Consider the following 16813-nt stretch of genomic DNA (forward strand, 5'->3'; position numbering starts at 1 on the left):
GCCAGCGCGCGTAAAGGAGGGTTGGGTTTGAAGGTCGCTGTCTACACCATCGCGCTGAACGAGGCCGCAAACGCGGAGCGCTGGGCCAATTCGGCCGTCGATGCCGACTATCGCATTGTGGTCGATACCGGCAGCACGGATGACACTGTGGAACGGCTGACCGCTGCCGGCGTTACCGTACACAGGATAGCGGTCCGCCCATGGCGTTTCGACGACGCGCGTAATGCTGCCATGGCCTTGATCCCGCCCGACGTCGATGTGTGCTGCACAATGGACATGGACCGGTTTCTCGAACCCGGCTGGCGAGCAAAGCTTGAGGCGGCTTGGCAGCCCGAGACCACAGCCCTCTTTTGTCAGACGGTGTACAGATCAAGTGTCGATGACCCCACGCCGCTGCGAAGCTGGCCGGCGAAGAATTTTCACCACCGCTGGGGATATCGCTTCAGGCGGCCTGTCCACGAAGCCTTGGTCTTCACCGGAGAAACGGAAGTAACCGCGAACAGCAGCGACATCGTCATGTTCGAGGTGCAGGATCTCGCCAAGCCAACGAGGAGCAGCTACCTGCCGCTGATGGAGGTGGCGCACAAGGAAGACCCCGACGACGCGCAGATCTGCTTCTGGCTCGGGCGGGACTTGATGTGGGCCAACCAACCAGAGCGGGCCATTCCGTTGCTTGAGCGCTACCTTGAATTGCCGACAAGCAAGTGGGCGGAAGAAAGATCCGAAGCTATGCGCTACATCGCGCGCATGCGGCCGGAGCAGAGATTGCCCTGGCTGGACAAGGCCCGGATGGAAGCGCCGCACCGCCGTGAAATCTGGCTCGACCTTGCCGAAGAATTCCACGGTAGGGCGGACTGGCTGGATCTCTTCTGGGCTTGCACCAACGGCATCGAGAAGACGCGACGCACCGGCAGCTATCTGGACGATACAAACTGCTGGGGCTTTCGACTGTACGATCTCGGTGCGATCGCAGCGTGGCGCCTTAACGCCATGGACCGAGCTGTGGAGTGGGGGCAGAAGGCGCGCGAGCTCGAACCGGGCAATCAGCGGCTTACAAGTAATCTAGATTTCTTTCATCGTCGCCGAGACGAGATGCAATCCGAACCGATAAAGGCTCTCATCCGCGACCAGCTATTTTCTCGCATCAGCCGTAAACCGGTTAAACTGCTGCAGATCGGGGCCAACAACGGCAGTCTTCTGTACGACGCCATAGTTAAATTTAAGTGGAGCGCGATTCTTATCGAACCGGTCCCGTTTATCTTCGACGAATTGAAACAGCGCTACGCCGGACGACCAAACCTGCAACTTCTAAATCTTGCAATTCACCCCACAGAAGATCGGAAAAAGATTCCTTTCTATGAAGTAAAGAAAATGGAAAATCCACCGACCCCTTGGTACTACGGCTTATCGTCATTTGATAAGAGTACTATATTGACACACCGCGATCTGATTCCTGGCCTGGAAGGCATGATCAATGAAATTGCCATCGAGGCGAGAACGATCTCCGGAATAATCGATGAACTCGAGGTCGATGACGTAAATTTTCTTATGGTAGATGCAGAGGGGTACGACGCTACAATAGTTAGAAGCTTTCCGTTTCAAAAAATTCATCCGAGTCTCGTCATATTTGAAGGAAAGCATATTTCAGAAGATGAGTTAGATATCACCAAAACTTTACTGGGTAAGGCCGGTTACCATTGGCTGCCGATGCAGGATTGGGAAAACAATATCTTTGCTATTTCACATCAAATAATGAGCGAAGACGAGTTCGGACTTCTCAACGAGATGATAGCGAATAGGCGGCAAAATTGATTAAAATATTGCCATCTCTCTGGCATACGGCGCAATAGCCTTTTTTGATGGATGAGAGTCTTTCCGATCATGGCAAGATATATTGTAGACGAATCTGGTAAGTTAGCTGAAGCAGCACCGGCACCCCTACCGTTGATATATACTGTCGTCTACGGCAGCGATATTTACTATGAATGCTTGCTAATATTTATTAGGTCTTTAATTTTGTACGGGAAATACAAAGGAAAGATTCTAATTTTTACGGATCGAATTGGATCGGAGGTGGAGAGATACATTCCCGAGGAGGCTTTCAACCAGGTCTCTCTGGCGGCTATAAATCATAGAAATTACTCCCAACGTTACATTAATGGCGATTTTTCTATGAATGACTTTTCTCCGATAGTATATTTCGATAATGACATAGTATTCGATTTGGATATTTATTCGATGTTGCATAAAATCTGGCGAGCGTCTGGCGCCTGCGTGGTGACGGAAGACGAAACATACCCCGAGATGTCGTCCCAGAAGGTCGTAGACATCGTTGATAGCCGGAGAATTGGAAACTGGTGGGGGTTGGAAATCATTCGATCTGACTTCAGCTGTCATGATAAAGTCTTTCCGTTGGCGAATTCCGGAGTCATAGGGTTTCCAGACTATTACATGTTTAGTACAATTGGTGGACTTGTATTTGATCTATACAATTCTCCTCCTAACGAGTCGCTAGCTAAGTGGTTTGGCGACCAACCATTTCTCAATTATGTTTTGGTGAAAACGGGGTTGGGAGAATATAAAACGTTGCGCGGCACCTGTCGTTTTTTGGGATCCGCTGAGGCCTTCTCAAGCGACCGACGAGGGCTGGTCCATTTCAATTGGGCAAGAAACGAAGACAAGCCCACTCGAATGAAGGCCTATCTGGATTACCTGAGGCTTTTGAGTTGAGTGGGTGCCGAAGAGGAATAGGGAAGTTGTCTTCCGACCTCCGCGGCCGGGAAGAATCTTGAGATTTCAAACGACGAGCATAGAGTTCAGCAATGCGACCAGGCTGTAGCGCAAGCAATGATCGCGAAGGCCTGGTTGAAGCGCGCAGACTCCAAAAACATGGTCCAAGCTGAATCCAAACCCGTTTGATATGCACTGTGCGTGCCGAACCTTTGCTGTCCTAGATCTTATTTAAATTCGGGCCTCAGACGTTGGGAATTCAAGTGCGGCGACGAGATTTCTTTACATTGCTTGCAAGCGCATCGGTAAGCAGCTTCCCGGTGGCGTTGACACGGCCGGCAAGAGCGGGAACAAGCTACGCGGTGTCCATGCCACCCTTTGCCACTCCTTCCTCCCTCCTTACCGCCCCGATCGAACTCGCCGGCGATTGGGGCCACATGGTCCCACGCTCAGCCGATCAGGTCGTCGAGATCATGCGGCACGCCTGTCTGGATGGCGTCCGGCTGGTCTCCGATCGCCAGCCGACGCGGCTTCGCGTCGACAGGCACGCGTCCGGCTCGCCGGCCGTGTGGCTACATCCGGACGGCAGCACCATGGCGTGGATTATTGTGGACATCGGTGAACGGGACTGGTCGAAACTCGCCTATCAGTTCGGCCACGAACTCGGCCATGTCGCGGCAAACAGCTGGCAGGCCGACGCCAAGCCTGCACCGCCCTGCCAATGGCTCGAGGAAGCGATGGTGGAGGCCTTCTCGCTGCGTGGCCTGGGGCGCCTGGCGACAAGCTGGAAGGAGAATCCGCCATTTGCCGGCGACAACGCCTTCGGCGATGCCATTGCCGAGTATCGTGAGAGTATCATCAGGGGCTACGCCGCGCTCGCCGACAGCCAGGGGCTGAGCCGCGACGCCGCCGCCTGGTTCGGCGACCATCGCAGCGAGATCGAAATACCCGGTCTCAATCCGTTTGCTCAAGCAATGTCCCGGACCATCCTGACTGAGTACGAGGCGGCGCCCGACTGCGTCGAGGCGCTGGGCGCACTCAACCGTTGGCCCGGCCGCACAGGTGTACCGATCGCAGGGTATCTGAAGCTATGGGAGGCGAGTTGTGCGGAGCTTCAAGCCTCGCCGCGACTGCCGGTCCGGCTGCGCGAACTGTTGCGCATCACGTGACGGCTACGGGCCCGTACGGAACAATGCGGGAGCGTTCGCAATTCTGGTCCACTAAAGGGTCAATAAAATCAACGGCCTTGTCCGATCCTTCGGGCTCATCCGCGCCTCCTCACCCGTAACACCCGCGCTCCACCGCCAGCCGCCGCAGCAACGCCAGCACGGCATCTATCGTCGGGGTCGGCTTGTCCGTTAACCGGCCAAGTTCCTGGACTGCCATCACCAGCGCATCGATCTCCATCGACCGGCCGCGCTCGAGATCCTGCAGCATCGAGGTCTTATGCTCGCCGACATCGCCGGCGCCCTTGATGCGCCGGTCAACCCCTATGGGAAAGCGCACGCCGAGGCTTTCGCCGATCGCCTGCGCCTCCAGCATCATGGTGCGGGCAAGCATGCGGGTACTCTCGTCGGCAACGATCGCCATGCTGGCCGAATGCGAGCGGCTGGCCGCCATTCCGGATCGCACCACCGGGGAAAAATTCCAGGAGCTCGAGGTCGGCATCGACCTGCATCGCGTGATTGCCGAGATCAGCGGCAACGTCATGCTGCACGGCATGCTGTGCGGCATCCTCGACAAGTGCCAGCACTATGTCTGGACGGAGTTGCTCTGGCTGGACGAATGGAAGATCGCGCGCGACGAGCATGCCGAAATCGTCGACGCCATCTGTGCCGGCGACGCTAAGCGCGCCGGCACGCTGGCGCGTGCCCATGTGCGGGGATCGCGCGACAATGTGCTGCGCCTGTTGCAGGCGAAGTCCGACTATCGGAATTTCCTGGCCAGGGCGTCGTGAGCGGGACCGCAGCGCAGGCAGCGATATTGCCCTTTGGCACACCATTGAAGAGGCCTGATGTTTCGGCAGCCAGGGGTGGCCGCAATCAGGTGATTGAAGCCTTTGACGAACTTGGCGCCGGTGAACGACTTCGCAACGAAGGCTGGAGGAGGGGAGGCCGTTCAGCTCTTCGGGGGGAACTCCAAAACAAAGCTTCAGCGGCCTTCGCTGCCATTGTCGCGTGGGTCCACCAGACGAGCTCATGCCAAGCCGACTTCGTGGCGGCAAGCAGGTTGCCTCGATGTCTTCGATGGGCTTGTTTGCACCCCATTGGGGAGGTCGACATGAAGTCGGCGCCGGGACTTGTCAGGGCTTCACGAACCGATAGGCGAAGCGATCGGTCTGGCCCTTGATCGAGGGATCGAACACCTTGATCGAGTGCAGATCGTCGTTGTTCGCTAGCATTGTGCTTTTCGCATCCAGTACGAAGCCGGCCGCCTCCACCTCCTCGCGAACAGAGGCAGGGTCGATCCGATGCAGCGCCTGGGTGTCGCTCGTGCCCGACCCAGCGGCGGCGGCGTGGTCGACGATGAGGTAGGACCCACCGGGCTTCAGCCGCTTGTAGACAGCTCGATTGAAGTCGGCCGCCGTCGCACCCTTCTTCTGCATTAGGGCAGTGTGAAGATCGTGGTAAAACAGGTGCAGCCACAGCACATCTGCTGGCTGCGTGACCTCCGGCATCGCCACGAGGTCCGCCGAGACGGCTTCGACGTTCTCTCGGCCCGGTTCCTTCGCGAGTGTCCGCATGCGGCCAACAGGGTCGTTCTTGAAGTCGGCGACCTCGGCCGGCACGAAGCTGTAGACCCGACCCTCGGGGCCCACGACGTCGGAGAACAGGCGCGTCCAATCGCCGTCGCCTGGGTAGACGTCAATGACAGTGGAGCCCGCATCGACACGTGCGAACCGGATCAATTCGGATAGTTTGGATTGTTCGTACATCGGAATCTCCTTTAGGGTTGGGCATTCGACTGGCTGCGGCGTGCGAGGGGGCAATCCACGGCTGATCCACCGTCTACCCCGAACCGATGGCCGCACGTGGCCAGCGCTACGGCGGCCCGGACGCGTCCATCTGCGCGGCCCGCGCCAGTGCTTGCGTGTCGACGTATTCACGGATGTTGGTCAGTCTACCGTCCCGGACCGTGATGGCGAAGATCCAGTCGTCCTCGAACGTCTTGTTCGTGGCTTTGATCCTTCCCCTCGCGAAGCCGAGCACGAGGACCCGGTCTCCTTGCGCCACGAACTCCCGGGGTTCCGTGGACGTTTCTATCGACTTGGATGCCGTCTCAAGCAAATCCGCCAGCCCGGCGTGGCCGTGGCGCGTTCCGGCCAACGGCCAGTCCTCGCCCGGAATGATCCACTCGATGTCTTCGGCGGCCAGCGCCAGCAGAGCCTCCCTGTCGCCGCGGCCGATTGCGGCGAAGAAGTCCTTCACCGTCTGGACGTTCTTCTCAATGCTCATGGGAATTTCTCCATTTCGCACGGATCGCATCGTGGTCGATCCGATCCGTGCATCGCAGCTCTGCTGGTGGGCACGTCGTGTTCATCAGTCGAACTTGACCAGGTCCTTGAAGATCAGTTGACCCCAGCTATTTCCGCGCGCCTGGACCAGCAATCCGCCTTCCGAAAGCCCGCCAAGTTTGATCGGCGCGAAACCGAGCTTTTCCGCAAGCACACCAATCTCCGCCGCGGCGTCGTCATCGTCGCTCGCCAGGAATACGACCCTCCTGCCACCATGCACGGCCGGATCCTGGTCAAGGACGGCAGCGACCAGATGGTTGAAGCCCTTGACCAGCTTTGCACCAGAGAATGCCTGTGCAACGAACTTGGAAGAAGGCTGTCCCCCCAGTTTTTCAGGAGGCACGCCGTAGGCGTTGGTCACATCGACGATGGTCTTCCCCTGCCAGCTGGCGAGCGCCTTCGCGACCTCTGGGTGCGACTCGAAACGGACAGCCAAAAGGATGATGTCCGCCTTGACCGCTTCCGCCAGTGTTTTGGGGATGATCGTGGGTCCGATCGCGGCCGCGTCGGATGCAAAGCTTTCCGTGTCACGCGTGGTTGCCACGGACACTTCGATGCCCTTGCGGGCGAATGCCTTGGCGAGAGCGTGACCGATCTTGCCGAAGCCGATAAGTGCGTAGCTCATAGTGTTTCTCCTATTATGTGTCGGAACTAGCGTTTGAGAACTGGGGTCACTACTGGCGGGGCTGAAGGGCCAGCCACGGGACCGCGCGGGGTCAGACCTGCGCCATGCCGCCATCAACAGCGAGATCCACACCGGTGATGTAAGAACTATCATCGGAGGCGAGGAACGTGACAGCAGCCGCGATTTCCTCTGGTTTGCCCCTGCGACCCATTGGGATCTGTGAAGCAAACTGGGCGACCGCTTGCTCGGCTTGCTCAGGGGTAAGGCCCGTTGTTGTCTCCAACGCGGGGGTCTCGATTGCTCCGGGGCTCATCGTATTCACTCGGATTTTGCGGTCTTTCAGCTCCAGAGTCCAAGCGCGCGAGAAGTTGCGCACTGCCGCCTTACTCGCGGCGTATGTACTGAACCCCGGCAACCCCAACACGTTCGAAACCGAAGAATTCAGAATAATCGATCCGCCGTCTTTGAAGAGGGGAAGGGCCTTCTGCACCGTGAAGAACAGCCCCTTCACGTTCACGTCGAAGGTCTGATCGAAATGGACCTCGGTAGCTACTGCGAGCGGTGCGATTGTCCCCGCGCCAGCGTTCGCGAAGAGAACGTCGATGTGACCATGTTTCTCTTTCACGATGGCATAGAGCCGGTCCAGATCTTCCAAGCGAGACACGTCGCCCGCGACCGTCGTAATATTACTCTTGATGAAGGCTGCGGCCTCCTTCAGCTCTTTCTCTCGTCGCCCAGTGATTACGACGTGTGCACCTTCTTCTACAAAGCGCTTGGCCGTCGCCAAGCCAATCCCGCTGCTTCCGCCTGTGATGACTGCAACCTTACCTTCGAGTTTTTTCATAATCTTTGACCTTTGGTCGTGTGTTTTGGTTTTTCGTAAAGCGTGAGAAGCGTGGTCCCGCATCGGGGTCAGAGTTGTGCCAGGCCGCCGTCGACGGCGACTTCGCTGGCGGTCATGAAGCTGCTGTCCGACGATGCGAGAAAGGCGGCCACGGCCCCGATCTCCGACGGATCGGCCATGCGCTGGAGCGGAGTCATCGCGCCGTAGGCCTTCTGGCCTTCCTCGCCCAGCGCCTCCTTCGCGAGTTCGGTCGCCGTCGCTCCGGGCGACAGCACGTTGACCCGGATGCCGGTGCCCTTCAGGTCCTCCGCCCAGGTCCGCGCAAGATTGCGCACTGCCGCCTTGCTCGCGCTGTAGGCGGTGAACCCCGGGGCGCCCGTGGTGCCGGCGCTCGATCCGGTCAGGATGATCGAACCGCCCGGGCCCATCAACGGCAACGCCTTCTGGACCGTGAAGATCGTGCCCTTCACATTGGTCTCGAAGGTTTCGTCAATGTGCTCGGCGGTGATCTGGCCGAGCGGCAGCGGGCCTCCGGCCCCGGCATTGGCGAAGACGATATCGAGGCTTCCGCGCTCGGCCTTCACCGCCGCGTAGAGTCGGTCGAGGTCGGCCTCATCCGAGACCGAGCCTTTCACCGCGCGGGCATTGGGCCCGAGTTCAGCCACAGCGGCGTCGAGCGCTTCCTGCCGGCGGCCGAAGATGAAGACGAAGGCGCCCTCCTCGACGAAGCGCTTTGCCGCGGCGCGGCCGATGCCGGTAGCGCCGCCGGTGATCACGGCGGTCTTTCCATTCAGTCTGGTCATGTCGTGCATCCTTCCAGGCTTCCGCCTTGGTCATTCGGGAACGCCCCGCGACCTTCAAAATGGGTCCGTCGGGGTCCGCGTTTGAGTGCGGAAACGCGCACATCAGTGGTGCGAAATCGATCCGGTATGGCTATCAACGGCAGCCGCGACGATAAGGTTCCGCCGTTCGGAATTGGGCCGCGCTTGTCGGCATGGGCTATGATAGCCGCCCCGCGCCACCCACATACGATATACTGTTCGATGTGTTGGACGCGGGCTTTGGAAGGCGCACCGGACGGTGCGGGATTGCACCATGATCGACTGGGATGACGTTCGTTACTTTCTTGCCGTCGCACGCGGAGGCTCGGTGCGGGCTGCCGCGGCGCATCTCGGGGTGAATCATTCAACCGTGCTGCGACGCATCGCCCAGCTCGAGGAACGCCTCGGGGCGCAGATGTTCGAAAAGCTGCCCTCGGGCTATCGCCTGACGGCTGCGGGCGAGGAGGTCCTCGAGCTCGCGAACCAGATGGAAGCGTCGTCGCACCAGCTGGAGACACGCGTCTTCGGTCGCGACCAGAGCGTGCGCGGGCTTCTGCGCGTGACGTTGGCACCGACCCTCGCGACACACCTGCTCATGCCGGACTTCGCCGATTTCGCGCGTCTCCATCCGGATATCGAGATGGAAATCTTGTCGTCCGGCGAGCTGGCAAATCTGACCAACCGAGAGGCCGACGTCGCGATTCGCGTCGTCTACGACCGCAAAACCCTGCCGCTCAATCTTCACGGCCTGAAGGGACCGGAGCTGTTTGGAGGCGTCTACATGTCCCGGGATCGACCAACAGCGCGGAGTGCGGGCGCGCCTGATCCCATCCGGTGGATCGTCATAAGCAATCATGGAATCCCGGATTGGGCCCGCGAGGTTCGCACCACGGGGGTTCCGTTCAGGACCACGGACGGCGAGGCGCAGATCGCTGCCGTACGGCAAGGGGTCGGGATGACGACACTGCCGTGCTTCGTCGGAGATGCCGACCCCTTGTTGGTGAGGGTGCCGGATACCGACCTGCACATGTACGGAACGGTTTGGCTTCTCACACAGGGTGAGACGCGCAAGACGAAGCGCGTGCGGCTCTTCACCGAGTTCGTATCCCGCAGGCTCGCCGCGTACGCGCCGCTTCTCACGGGACTGTCCGTATCGCGCGACTGACGAGAACGGGTTCTTCTCGGACCGGCTCTATCGCGAATTGAACGGCAGTACGGATGAGGCAAACGTGCTGGCCAAGGCCCTGGGCGGTTGGACCGCCCTGCAGATTGTCGACCGGATATAGGCGGCGCTTCAGAGTTAGTGGCGCAGGTGCGACAATTGAAATCCAGGCTTGTGCTCGACACCGGATAGCAGCGATTCCGCCGACCGGAACATCTCTTCGAATTCCAGTTCGTTTTCAAACACCACGCCGCCGACGCTGATGGTCAGGGTATCCTCGGTTCCTTTCGGCGCGAAATAGGCTTGCGCCACGCGCGCCCGGATACGCTCGCCGATTTCCTTGGCGTCGTCTTCCGTCGCACCGGGCAGAAAGACCCCGAACATGGAGGTTCCGATGCGGCCCACCAGATCTTCCTTGCGCACCGATGACTGGATGGTCGCGGCTATGAGCCGCAAGGCTTCGTCACCCCAGCCCAGTCCGAAGCGCAGATTGATGGATCTGATGTGTTCGGGATGAACGACCAGGAAGGCGCCGGATCTTGGACCGGACGATTCCTGCCTGGCTGTTCTCCTTTCGACCATCGACGTGAAGACTGTGCGGTTGAGGCAGCCTGTCAGGCTGTCAAAGGTCGCCGACTTGTTGAGTTCTCTTCGATAATGGCTGAGCTCGATCCGCTGCAAGCCAATGAACAGGAAAAGCGGGCCACCTATAATGACCGGCAACAGGATCGCTGTGGCCATGCTGCGGCCGAACGGCGTCAATGCTTCCGAGAACAGAAGCAGATAGTTGAGGCCAACTGAAAGCAGCAAAATTCCCGCCGATCCCAAGGCGGTAAGCCATGCGACGTTTTTCCATTGCTGGGGCGATCTATTCGCCATCGGTGTCATCATTAGTCAATCTCCCGCCTGATCGACTACCATAGGCCATGGTGCTGCACATTCAGTTTCGAGGAATCATACAATTTGAGTAATGGCGCAATCGCCTACCATTGGCCGAAACCTGGCCTTCAATGCAAGGCCGCGCTGGCAACGGTAGCGACACCGAATTGTCGGCTACTGTGGCGGGCCGAATATTCCCATCTCGGCACCCTTGGCCACTGCCTCCGCCTTGCCGTAAATGCCACTTGCCAAGGCCGTCGCCCAGCCGTTGGAAACCAGCCAGGCACCGACATCCTGTTTGCCCAAATTGCACGATGCGGCAATGGCGAAACGATCGATCTCCGGCGGCACGACGCATTTAAGCGCCCGACCGCGCAGCCAGGAATTGAAAGCCGCCCGAGCACGTTGGCCGCAAGGCCAGGCGACGTCGCGAAACGAACAGGTCTTGTCCAGGTCGATGCCCTGGACCCCGCTGATGGCGACGGTGCGTCCCACGGATTCGAAGGTCGCCGACGAGGTGACAACCGGTTGGTACAGCAGGACCGCTGGCCAATCCTTTGGCATCTGCATCCCTGCAGCTGCTGCCAGGCCAAGCTCGCTGAGCGGTGGGCGCGGCTCTGCCCGTTCGATTTGCGCCGGATCAAGTTGTGGCGGCGCGATAAGGTCCTGAGCAATTTTGCGTGCCCGTCCTCGCCATGGCGTATTGGCGACGATCGCAGCCGGTCGCGTTGGCGGGCCATCGTCGATGGATTGGCGTGGCGCTGGTACCGGTCGATCGATGGAAAGCAGCTCGGCGACTCGGACGATCAACAAAACCCCGGTCAGAAGCAGCAGGCTTCCGAGCAACACCACCAAACGATTGCGCCTCAGCCAGCCCATCAGCTCAAGCAGATCCCAAGGAGTCTTGCCCCTCAGTACCCCGACGTCGATTTGGCGACCAGTTTGAGCGCACCTTTTTGAACCTGATAAAAGGGCATGGATCGCTCACTGGAGCCATCCGCCCGAAACCGGAACAAGCCGGTCGATCCGCGAAATCCGCTCCGATTTTCGAGCACCTGCTTGTTGAAGCCTCCAGGCCCGACCGCACTGGCAATCCCCGCTGTCAGGGCGACCATATCATAGGCGTAGGCGACATTGGCGTCGGCCGGATAATTGTAGGTCGTCTTGAAGCGGTCGGCGATTGGCCCGGTTTCGTTTGGGTCGAGCGTGGCGATGTAGGATCCTTCAAACAGCGGTTCGATCGGACGTTCCAGCCAGCGGTTGGTTCCAACGACGGCGACTGCTTTTCCAGGGATGCCTTTCGATTTGAGCGCCGCGAGGATCTGCGACGGACTATCGTCGCCGCTGGCGACGACGATGGCATCGGGAGCATCGACCAGGGAGCCCATGTCGTTGACCGCTTTTGTGCCGCCGTCACCGGCCGAATACGGAAGGGTGACGGCGAGCGTCGCGCCATAGATGCTGAGGCTGTTGGCGACCCGTTTTTCAACCGCGCTGGCATTCGCGCCGGCCGCGACGAGCAGCACGAACTTTTTTCTGCCTTTGGCCGCCAGGCCGGCCGCGCCCGCGGCCGCGCTGTCGGCCTCGCTGAGGCGCACCGCATAGACGCCCGGGCCACCGGCGAAATTGTCGGCCAGCGCCAGCACTGGCGGCCGCTGCGATCCCGACAGCTTGGCTATGTGCTGAGCGGCCCCAAGCTCGACCGGGCCGATGACGATCTTGGTTCCGGTGGTGATCGCCTTCACCGCCAATTCGCTGGCGTGCGCGCTGTCGCCCTTGGTATCCTCGACCGTGACCGTGAGCAGTGCGTTGCCAAGATCGGCCATCGCCAGCTTGGTCGCATCGAGCATCTTTCTGCCGCTTTCGCCGACGTTACCTGGGGCCGACAAAGGCAGCAGCATCGTGACCTTCGTCGATCCGGTGCCGAGCGACTGCGTGGCTTGGGCCGGGCCGGCCGCGGCGCTGGCGGCCGGCGCTCCAGGCGCGGCGATCGCCGCCGGATCGAGCGCATCCGAGACGCTGCCTTTCGACTGGCACCCCGATATTATGCCCGCGAGCGCAAAGACGATCGCCCATGTCCACGAACTGTGGCCCTGCCGGCCAGATTCCATGATGCCTCCCCATATCCCGCCGGCTGTTTGTCCGGTCTCATCCCATTCATCTTACGGCAGACTTGCGTCGCCGTCCTTGTAATTGCTGGACCGTGGTTTAGAGCAATTCCAGGAAAAGTGTGAAGCGGTTTTCCGCCCGGAATTGCGTCAAAACAAGGAATTAGAGCAGTTCGCCGTTTCCACGAAACGGTGGACTGCTCTAACCGTTGAAGAGTCTTGCCCGGAGCGCCTTGATCACCTTTGCTTGCCCGGCGCTTCGATAGTCGGCGCATTTCATGTATCGCGGCCCGGGCACGAACAGCCGGCGCACGCAAATCCGCTTCGCCGTGGCAGGGGCGCCATTATCTTCTGCTGTCGGGAATGCGGAAAAGCCAAACGTCGCCACCGGTAGCGGCCCGGCAACAGAAACGCCTTCTCTCGCCAGGATCGCACGCGCACGCCGGCAGTAGCGGACCGAAAGTTCGGAGAACCGGGTTTCACCGTGCCCGGCGCGATACTTCATGACGGTGGTGCAGAGATCGCCTGCGGCAAGGCTGTTTGCCTGCGCCAGATATCTGACGCCGAGCGCGATGTTGGTCGCCGGCGCACCAAGCTCGTCGAGCGAACCGCGAAAGCCGAGCATTCGCGCCGTTCCCGGCATCACCTGCATCAAGCCGACTTCGCCGTCGGCGCCGTGCACATCGGGATCGAAACCGCTTTCGATCTCCATCACCGCGTGCGCCAGCACCGGCTCCAGGCCGTACAGCGATGCCTGGCATGTCGCGAATGCCTTGAATGTCTCGCGCGTCCATTCCGGGGCGACATCGCAGCGGGCCGGCCGCGTCAAGCCGGACGGTGCTGATCTCTCCAGGCCAGGTCGTTCCAGCCAGTTGGCGCGGGCTTGCGTGGCAAGCTGACCAAAACCGGTCAATGCGATCGCCGCAGCGATCGCCTTCGTCGATCGTCCGCCGACCATCGGGTCAGCCAACCGGCACGGCCAGATCCCTTCCGGTCAGTTCATGTACTCGACCATGCGGTCGTGGAAGCATTCACACTTGTTGAGGGTGTCTTCGTCTTTGTAGTTCGTCTTGAGATAGCCATAGGCCATGCCGCAGGCGACCTTGGCTTCCGATGCCCAGACGAAGGCGGGGCGCGAAGAGTTGATCCATTCCGAGCTGTTGGCGACAGCCACCGACTCGTCCATCAGCTTCACCACCTCGGACTTGAGATCGACGATGTTGTCGTTCAGCACCAGGTTCGACGTGCCGACCGTGCGGCAATAGTCGGCCACCGGTCCTTCGATGATGTCGGCGGCGAAGCCCGTCGATCCAGCCAACAGCAGCGCCGCGGCCGAAGCCAGCAATCTTGCACAACGCTTCATTTAAGTCCCTCTCCAAACTCGGTTTTATGTTTCGCTAATATGTAGCATGAGAGCACGGCCACGCATAAGTGCTAAATCGTGGCCGTGTGCTGCACGTGGTCCGTGTCGTCATAAAGGATGTTGATCGTGCCGGCGGCAGGCGTGTTCGTCAGTTGCGCCACGTCCACGAAATTGGCGCCATTGGCAGTGCCGTCGGCGTCGACGCTGAGGGTGCCCGCATTGTAGTGCACGAAGTCGCTGACATTGGCTCCCACGGGGGCTGTATCGAACAGCGCGGTCAGATCGATCTTGTCGCCTTGGCCGCCGCTGTAGTCGGCGATGAGGTCTTTGATGTCCAACCCGTCGAGCTTGAATGTGTCGGCGCCCGTGCCGCCGGTCATGGTGTCCTGGCCGGCGCCGCCGATCAGAAGGTCGTTGCCGTCGCCACCGCTGATGAGGTCGTTGCCGGCTCCGCCGCTAATGAAGTCATTGCCACCTCGGCCGATGATGACGTCGTTGCCGCCATTGCCATTGAGATTGTCGATGCCGGACGTTCCGTAGATCTGGTCGGCCAGCGTCGCATTGCCATTCACCACAATGCCGGGGTCGCCCGGATCATGCGAGAAGAACGAGAAGTTGACGTTGCGGGCCTGCCAGTTTCCGCCGTCGTTGTCGAAATAGGACAGGGTCCATGTGTCTCCGGCTGTCGGCGGATGTGCGATCAAATAGCTGGCAAGCGTGGTGGCAGTGGCATTGCCGCCGGCGTCCAGAAGGAAGATATGATCGTAGTCTACTGTCGCCTTCATCTGGCCCGTGGTCGCATCGTAGAACCAGGTCTGCTCGAATGTTCCGGCGGTCAGATCGTCTTCGACGACAGCGAAGTGATTGGTGCCGATTCTGATTTCAACCTGAACCTCCTGTTCGCGATGAGAGCCGGCGCTGCCGTCGTTGAACGTTCCGGGGTCTCGTTCGCCGACGGGAATAGGTATCGTATTGGGCTGTTGCTGGAAGTCGGTATAAACCACCACCGTCGCGCTATGTGGATCGGCCAGGATCGCGTTCACTGTCGCTGCCGACAGGGCAAGCGTCGTGACCTGATCATTGCCCGACGTAAGCGGGCTGCTGCCATTGCCGATCTGTGACGTGTCGCTAGGCAGGCTGTTCGGTGGTACTTCGTGTATGCCGACCGTCTGGGCGACGTGGACGTGGCCGTCATAGACATCCAGCGACAGGTTGTTGTTGACCGTGTCGGTTTGCGATGCGGTCGGCCGGTAGACCAGGTCGTCCAGCAGGTTGATGCCGCCGGACGAATTGTAGAGCACGGTGCCGGCTGTCAGGGCGACATAGGTCGCACCGTTGAAGTAGAACGTCCCGGTCGGGATCGTTCCTGTCGCCGTGACGATGAGGTTATCGCCGTCCGCGTCTGTCGGGATCGAGACCAGCAGCGGATATCCGTTCGGATAGCTGGGCGTGCCGAGCGTCTGCTGCGCCGGGTCGCTCGACATCCAATTCTCGGTGTTCGCGACAACCGGTGCGTCATTGATGTCGGTCAGATTGATGGTCAGGGTCGTCGTCGACAGGTCGCCGTCACCGTCCTTGATCGTGTAGACGAACACGTCCGTCGTGTTCGCGTTGATGCTGTGGGCCGTCGACTGATAGGTATAGGAGCCGTCGGTGTTGAGGTGCAGCGTGCCGTGCAGGCCTATTATGTCGGTGTTGACTCCGCCCGATACCGCTGTCGTGGTGTTGCCGCCCGCTGCCCGTACTCCATCGATCGTGGCCCCGTCCGCGCCGGCGACGTCGTTGACGAGCACGCCCGCCGCTGCCAACACGGTGAGCAAAGCGCCCTCGTTGACATTGCCGATGTCGGCGACTGCGGTCGGCACGTCATCGACGATGTTGACGGACAGGGTGCCTGTGGCGTTCTGGCCGTCCTGGTCGGTGAGCGAGACGGCGAGGTTCTCGAACAGGCTGTTGGTGCCGCCGGCGGCGGCATGGGCCTCATTGTCGAGCAGCGTGTAGGAGTAGCTGACGGTGCCGGTTGCGGCATTGTAGCCGGTCACGTTCAGCGTATTGCCGAGCGCGGTGGTGAAGGAGCTGGCGGTGAACACGCCGTTGGTGATGAAGGCGTGGCCGTCGATGGTCAGCGAGGCGATACCGTCGGGCGAGGAGATGGTGAAGGTGCCGCCCTGGGTGGTGCTTTCCTTCGAGGTGTCGGAGCCGGCCGATTCGCCAACGCCGCGGCTGGCCAGGAGGTCATCCTCGTTGACGGTGACGTCGCCGCCGTTGGCAGCCGGCGTCAGGTCGGTGATCACCGGCGGCGAGTTGCCGATCGAGATGGTCAGCGTGGTGTGCGAGGTGTCGCCGTCGCCGTCCTTGATGGTGTAGGTGAAGACGTCGTCATGGCCGCCGGACGTGCCGGCATCGCGAACATAGCTGTAGGTGCCGTCGGCGGCCAGCGTCAGCTTGCCGTAGGCGCCCTGGATCTGGATGCCCAGCGTCGCGGTATTGTCGAGGGCGGCATTGGTGTCGCCAGCGACGACGCCGACCACGGCAGCGCCGTCGGCGCCCCTGGTGTCGGCAACCCCGTCGGTCGCGTTGCCGTCGAGGGCATCGGTTCCGCCAACCAGCACATTGCCGGTGGCCGGGCCGAACAGGCCGGCCCCGATGCTGTCGATGTCGGCGACCGCCGTCGGCACGTCATCGACGATGTTGACGGACAGGGTGCCTGTGGCGTTCTGGCCGTCCTGGTCGGTGAGCGAGACGGCGAGGTTCTCGAACAGGCTGT

General features: G+C 60.4%; 16 protein-coding genes and 2 pseudogenes. 5 read left to right on the plus strand and 13 right to left on the minus strand.

Annotation, left to right across the window (positions count from 1 at the left end; all coding sequences use genetic code 11):
* Positions 1 to 27: 27 nt before the first annotated feature.
* From AC1DXM_RS30350 to AC1DXM_RS30360, 3 genes are all read left to right on the plus strand, one after another.
* Positions 28 to 1812 carry an FkbM family methyltransferase gene (locus AC1DXM_RS30350; protein ID WP_477239027.1) on the plus strand — a complete coding sequence of 595 codons (1785 nt, stop codon included), beginning with the start codon at positions 28 to 30 and terminating at the stop codon, positions 1810 to 1812.
* Between the two features lie 69 nt (positions 1813 to 1881).
* A complete protein-coding gene (locus tag AC1DXM_RS30355) occupies positions 1882 to 2730 on the plus strand; it encodes a hypothetical protein (protein ID WP_477239029.1) in 849 nt (282 codons plus the stop codon).
* Positions 2731 to 3098: 368 nt separating this feature from the next.
* A complete protein-coding gene (locus AC1DXM_RS30360) occupies positions 3099 to 3899 on the plus strand; it encodes a hypothetical protein (protein ID WP_477239031.1) in 801 nt (266 codons plus the stop codon).
* A 109-nt stretch (positions 3900 to 4008) separates the two neighbouring features.
* On the opposite strand, the pseudogene AC1DXM_RS30365 reads toward AC1DXM_RS30360, so the two are convergent.
* A pseudogene (locus AC1DXM_RS30365) lies at positions 4009 to 4329 on the minus strand (ketopantoate reductase C-terminal domain-containing protein); the annotation flags it as partial.
* Between AC1DXM_RS30365 and AC1DXM_RS30370 the strand changes: the two are divergent.
* A complete protein-coding gene (locus AC1DXM_RS30370; RefSeq protein ID WP_477239033.1) occupies positions 4319 to 4687 on the plus strand; it encodes a FadR/GntR family transcriptional regulator in 369 nt (122 codons plus the stop codon). The pseudogene AC1DXM_RS30365 and the gene AC1DXM_RS30370 sit on opposite strands and share 11 nt — an antisense overlap.
* A 77-nt stretch (positions 4688 to 4764) precedes the next feature.
* Here the strand turns inward: AC1DXM_RS30370 and AC1DXM_RS30375 are convergent.
* The 6 genes and pseudogenes from AC1DXM_RS30375 to AC1DXM_RS30400 form a co-directional block, all read right to left on the minus strand.
* Positions 4765 to 4864, minus strand: a pseudogene (locus tag AC1DXM_RS30375) (NADP oxidoreductase coenzyme); the annotation flags it as partial.
* Positions 4865 to 5032: 168 nt separating this feature from the next.
* Positions 5033 to 5665: a class I SAM-dependent methyltransferase gene (locus tag AC1DXM_RS30380; RefSeq protein WP_477239035.1), complete on the minus strand. Its 633-nt coding sequence runs from the start codon at positions 5663 to 5665 to the stop codon at positions 5033 to 5035.
* 106 nt (positions 5666 to 5771) lie between these two features.
* Positions 5772 to 6185 carry a nuclear transport factor 2 family protein gene (locus AC1DXM_RS30385; protein ID WP_477239037.1) on the minus strand — a complete coding sequence of 138 codons (414 nt, stop codon included), beginning with the start codon at positions 6183 to 6185 and terminating at the stop codon, positions 5772 to 5774.
* Positions 6186 to 6269: 84 nt separating this feature from the next.
* A complete protein-coding gene (locus tag AC1DXM_RS30390) occupies positions 6270 to 6869 on the minus strand; it encodes an NADPH-dependent F420 reductase (RefSeq protein WP_477239039.1) in 600 nt (199 codons plus the stop codon).
* Positions 6870 to 6960: 91 nt separating this feature from the next.
* Positions 6961 to 7713, minus strand: coding sequence for an SDR family NAD(P)-dependent oxidoreductase (locus tag AC1DXM_RS30395; protein ID WP_477239041.1), 753 nt, complete (start codon positions 7711 to 7713; stop codon positions 6961 to 6963).
* 68 nt (positions 7714 to 7781) lie between these two features.
* A complete protein-coding gene (locus tag AC1DXM_RS30400) occupies positions 7782 to 8516 on the minus strand; it encodes an SDR family NAD(P)-dependent oxidoreductase (protein ID WP_477239058.1) in 735 nt (244 codons plus the stop codon).
* 292 nt (positions 8517 to 8808) lie between these two features.
* Here AC1DXM_RS30400 and AC1DXM_RS30405 point away from each other — a divergent pair, with 292 nt between their 5' ends.
* Positions 8809 to 9699 (plus strand): LysR family transcriptional regulator, encoded by an 891-nt coding sequence (locus AC1DXM_RS30405; RefSeq protein WP_477239044.1) that lies wholly within the window; start codon positions 8809 to 8811, stop codon positions 9697 to 9699.
* Between the two features lie 135 nt (positions 9700 to 9834).
* Here AC1DXM_RS30405 and AC1DXM_RS30410 read toward each other — a convergent pair whose 3' ends face one another.
* The 6 genes from AC1DXM_RS30410 to AC1DXM_RS30435 form a co-directional block, all read right to left on the minus strand.
* Positions 9835 to 10587, minus strand: a complete 753-nt coding sequence (locus AC1DXM_RS30410; protein ID WP_477239046.1) for a GGDEF domain-containing protein — start codon at positions 10585 to 10587, stop codon at positions 9835 to 9837.
* A 162-nt stretch (positions 10588 to 10749) separates the two neighbouring features.
* On the minus strand, positions 10750 to 11454 hold the full coding sequence (locus AC1DXM_RS30415) for a thermonuclease family protein (protein ID WP_477239048.1): 705 nt from the start codon (positions 11452 to 11454) through the stop codon (positions 10750 to 10752).
* Positions 11455 to 11486: 32 nt separating this feature from the next.
* Complete coding sequence (locus AC1DXM_RS30420; RefSeq protein ID WP_477239050.1) at positions 11487 to 12686, minus strand: type 1 periplasmic-binding domain-containing protein; 1200 nt, start codon at positions 12684 to 12686, stop codon at positions 11487 to 11489.
* Between the two features lie 199 nt (positions 12687 to 12885).
* Positions 12886 to 13641, minus strand: coding sequence for a lytic transglycosylase domain-containing protein (locus AC1DXM_RS30425; RefSeq protein WP_477239052.1), 756 nt, complete (start codon positions 13639 to 13641; stop codon positions 12886 to 12888).
* Between the two features lie 36 nt (positions 13642 to 13677).
* Positions 13678 to 14046, minus strand: a complete 369-nt coding sequence (locus AC1DXM_RS30430; RefSeq protein WP_142868946.1) for a hypothetical protein — start codon at positions 14044 to 14046, stop codon at positions 13678 to 13680.
* Between the two features lie 71 nt (positions 14047 to 14117).
* Positions 14118 to 16813, minus strand: a 2696-nt coding sequence (locus AC1DXM_RS30435; RefSeq protein ID WP_477239054.1) for a beta strand repeat-containing protein, incomplete at its 5' end; no start/stop codon positions are given.

Source organism: Mesorhizobium sp. P3_A2 (assembly GCF_056403115.1).

Excerpts from the sequence above, each read along its gene's own strand:
- AC1DXM_RS30415 (WP_477239048.1), bottom strand. The coding sequence starts at position 11,454 with ATGGGCTGGCTGAGGCGCAATCGTTTGGTGGTGTTGCTCGGAAGCCTG.
- AC1DXM_RS30360 (WP_477239031.1), top strand. The coding sequence starts at position 3,099 with ATGCCACCCTTTGCCACTCCTTCCTCCCTCCTTACCGCCCCGATCGAA.
- AC1DXM_RS30420 (WP_477239050.1), bottom strand. The coding sequence starts at position 12,686 with ATGGAATCTGGCCGGCAGGGCCACAGTTCGTGGACATGGGCGATCGTC.
- AC1DXM_RS30390 (WP_477239039.1), bottom strand. The coding sequence starts at position 6,869 with ATGAGCTACGCACTTATCGGCTTCGGCAAGATCGGTCACGCTCTCGCC.
- AC1DXM_RS30370 (WP_477239033.1), top strand. The coding sequence starts at position 4,319 with ATGCTGGCCGAATGCGAGCGGCTGGCCGCCATTCCGGATCGCACCACC.
- AC1DXM_RS30385 (WP_477239037.1), bottom strand. The coding sequence starts at position 6,185 with ATGAGCATTGAGAAGAACGTCCAGACGGTGAAGGACTTCTTCGCCGCA.
- AC1DXM_RS30380 (WP_477239035.1), bottom strand. The coding sequence starts at position 5,665 with ATGTACGAACAATCCAAACTATCCGAATTGATCCGGTTCGCACGTGTC.
- AC1DXM_RS30425 (WP_477239052.1), bottom strand. The coding sequence starts at position 13,641 with ATGGTCGGCGGACGATCGACGAAGGCGATCGCTGCGGCGATCGCATTG.
- AC1DXM_RS30395 (WP_477239041.1), bottom strand. The coding sequence starts at position 7,713 with ATGAAAAAACTCGAAGGTAAGGTTGCAGTCATCACAGGCGGAAGCAGC.
- AC1DXM_RS30430 (WP_142868946.1), bottom strand. The coding sequence starts at position 14,046 with ATGAAGCGTTGTGCAAGATTGCTGGCTTCGGCCGCGGCGCTGCTGTTG.
- AC1DXM_RS30355 (WP_477239029.1), top strand. The coding sequence starts at position 1,882 with ATGGCAAGATATATTGTAGACGAATCTGGTAAGTTAGCTGAAGCAGCA.
- AC1DXM_RS30405 (WP_477239044.1), top strand. The coding sequence starts at position 8,809 with ATGATCGACTGGGATGACGTTCGTTACTTTCTTGCCGTCGCACGCGGA.
- AC1DXM_RS30400 (WP_477239058.1), bottom strand. The coding sequence starts at position 8,516 with ATGACCAGACTGAATGGAAAGACCGCCGTGATCACCGGCGGCGCTACC.
- AC1DXM_RS30410 (WP_477239046.1), bottom strand. The coding sequence starts at position 10,587 with ATGATGACACCGATGGCGAATAGATCGCCCCAGCAATGGAAAAACGTC.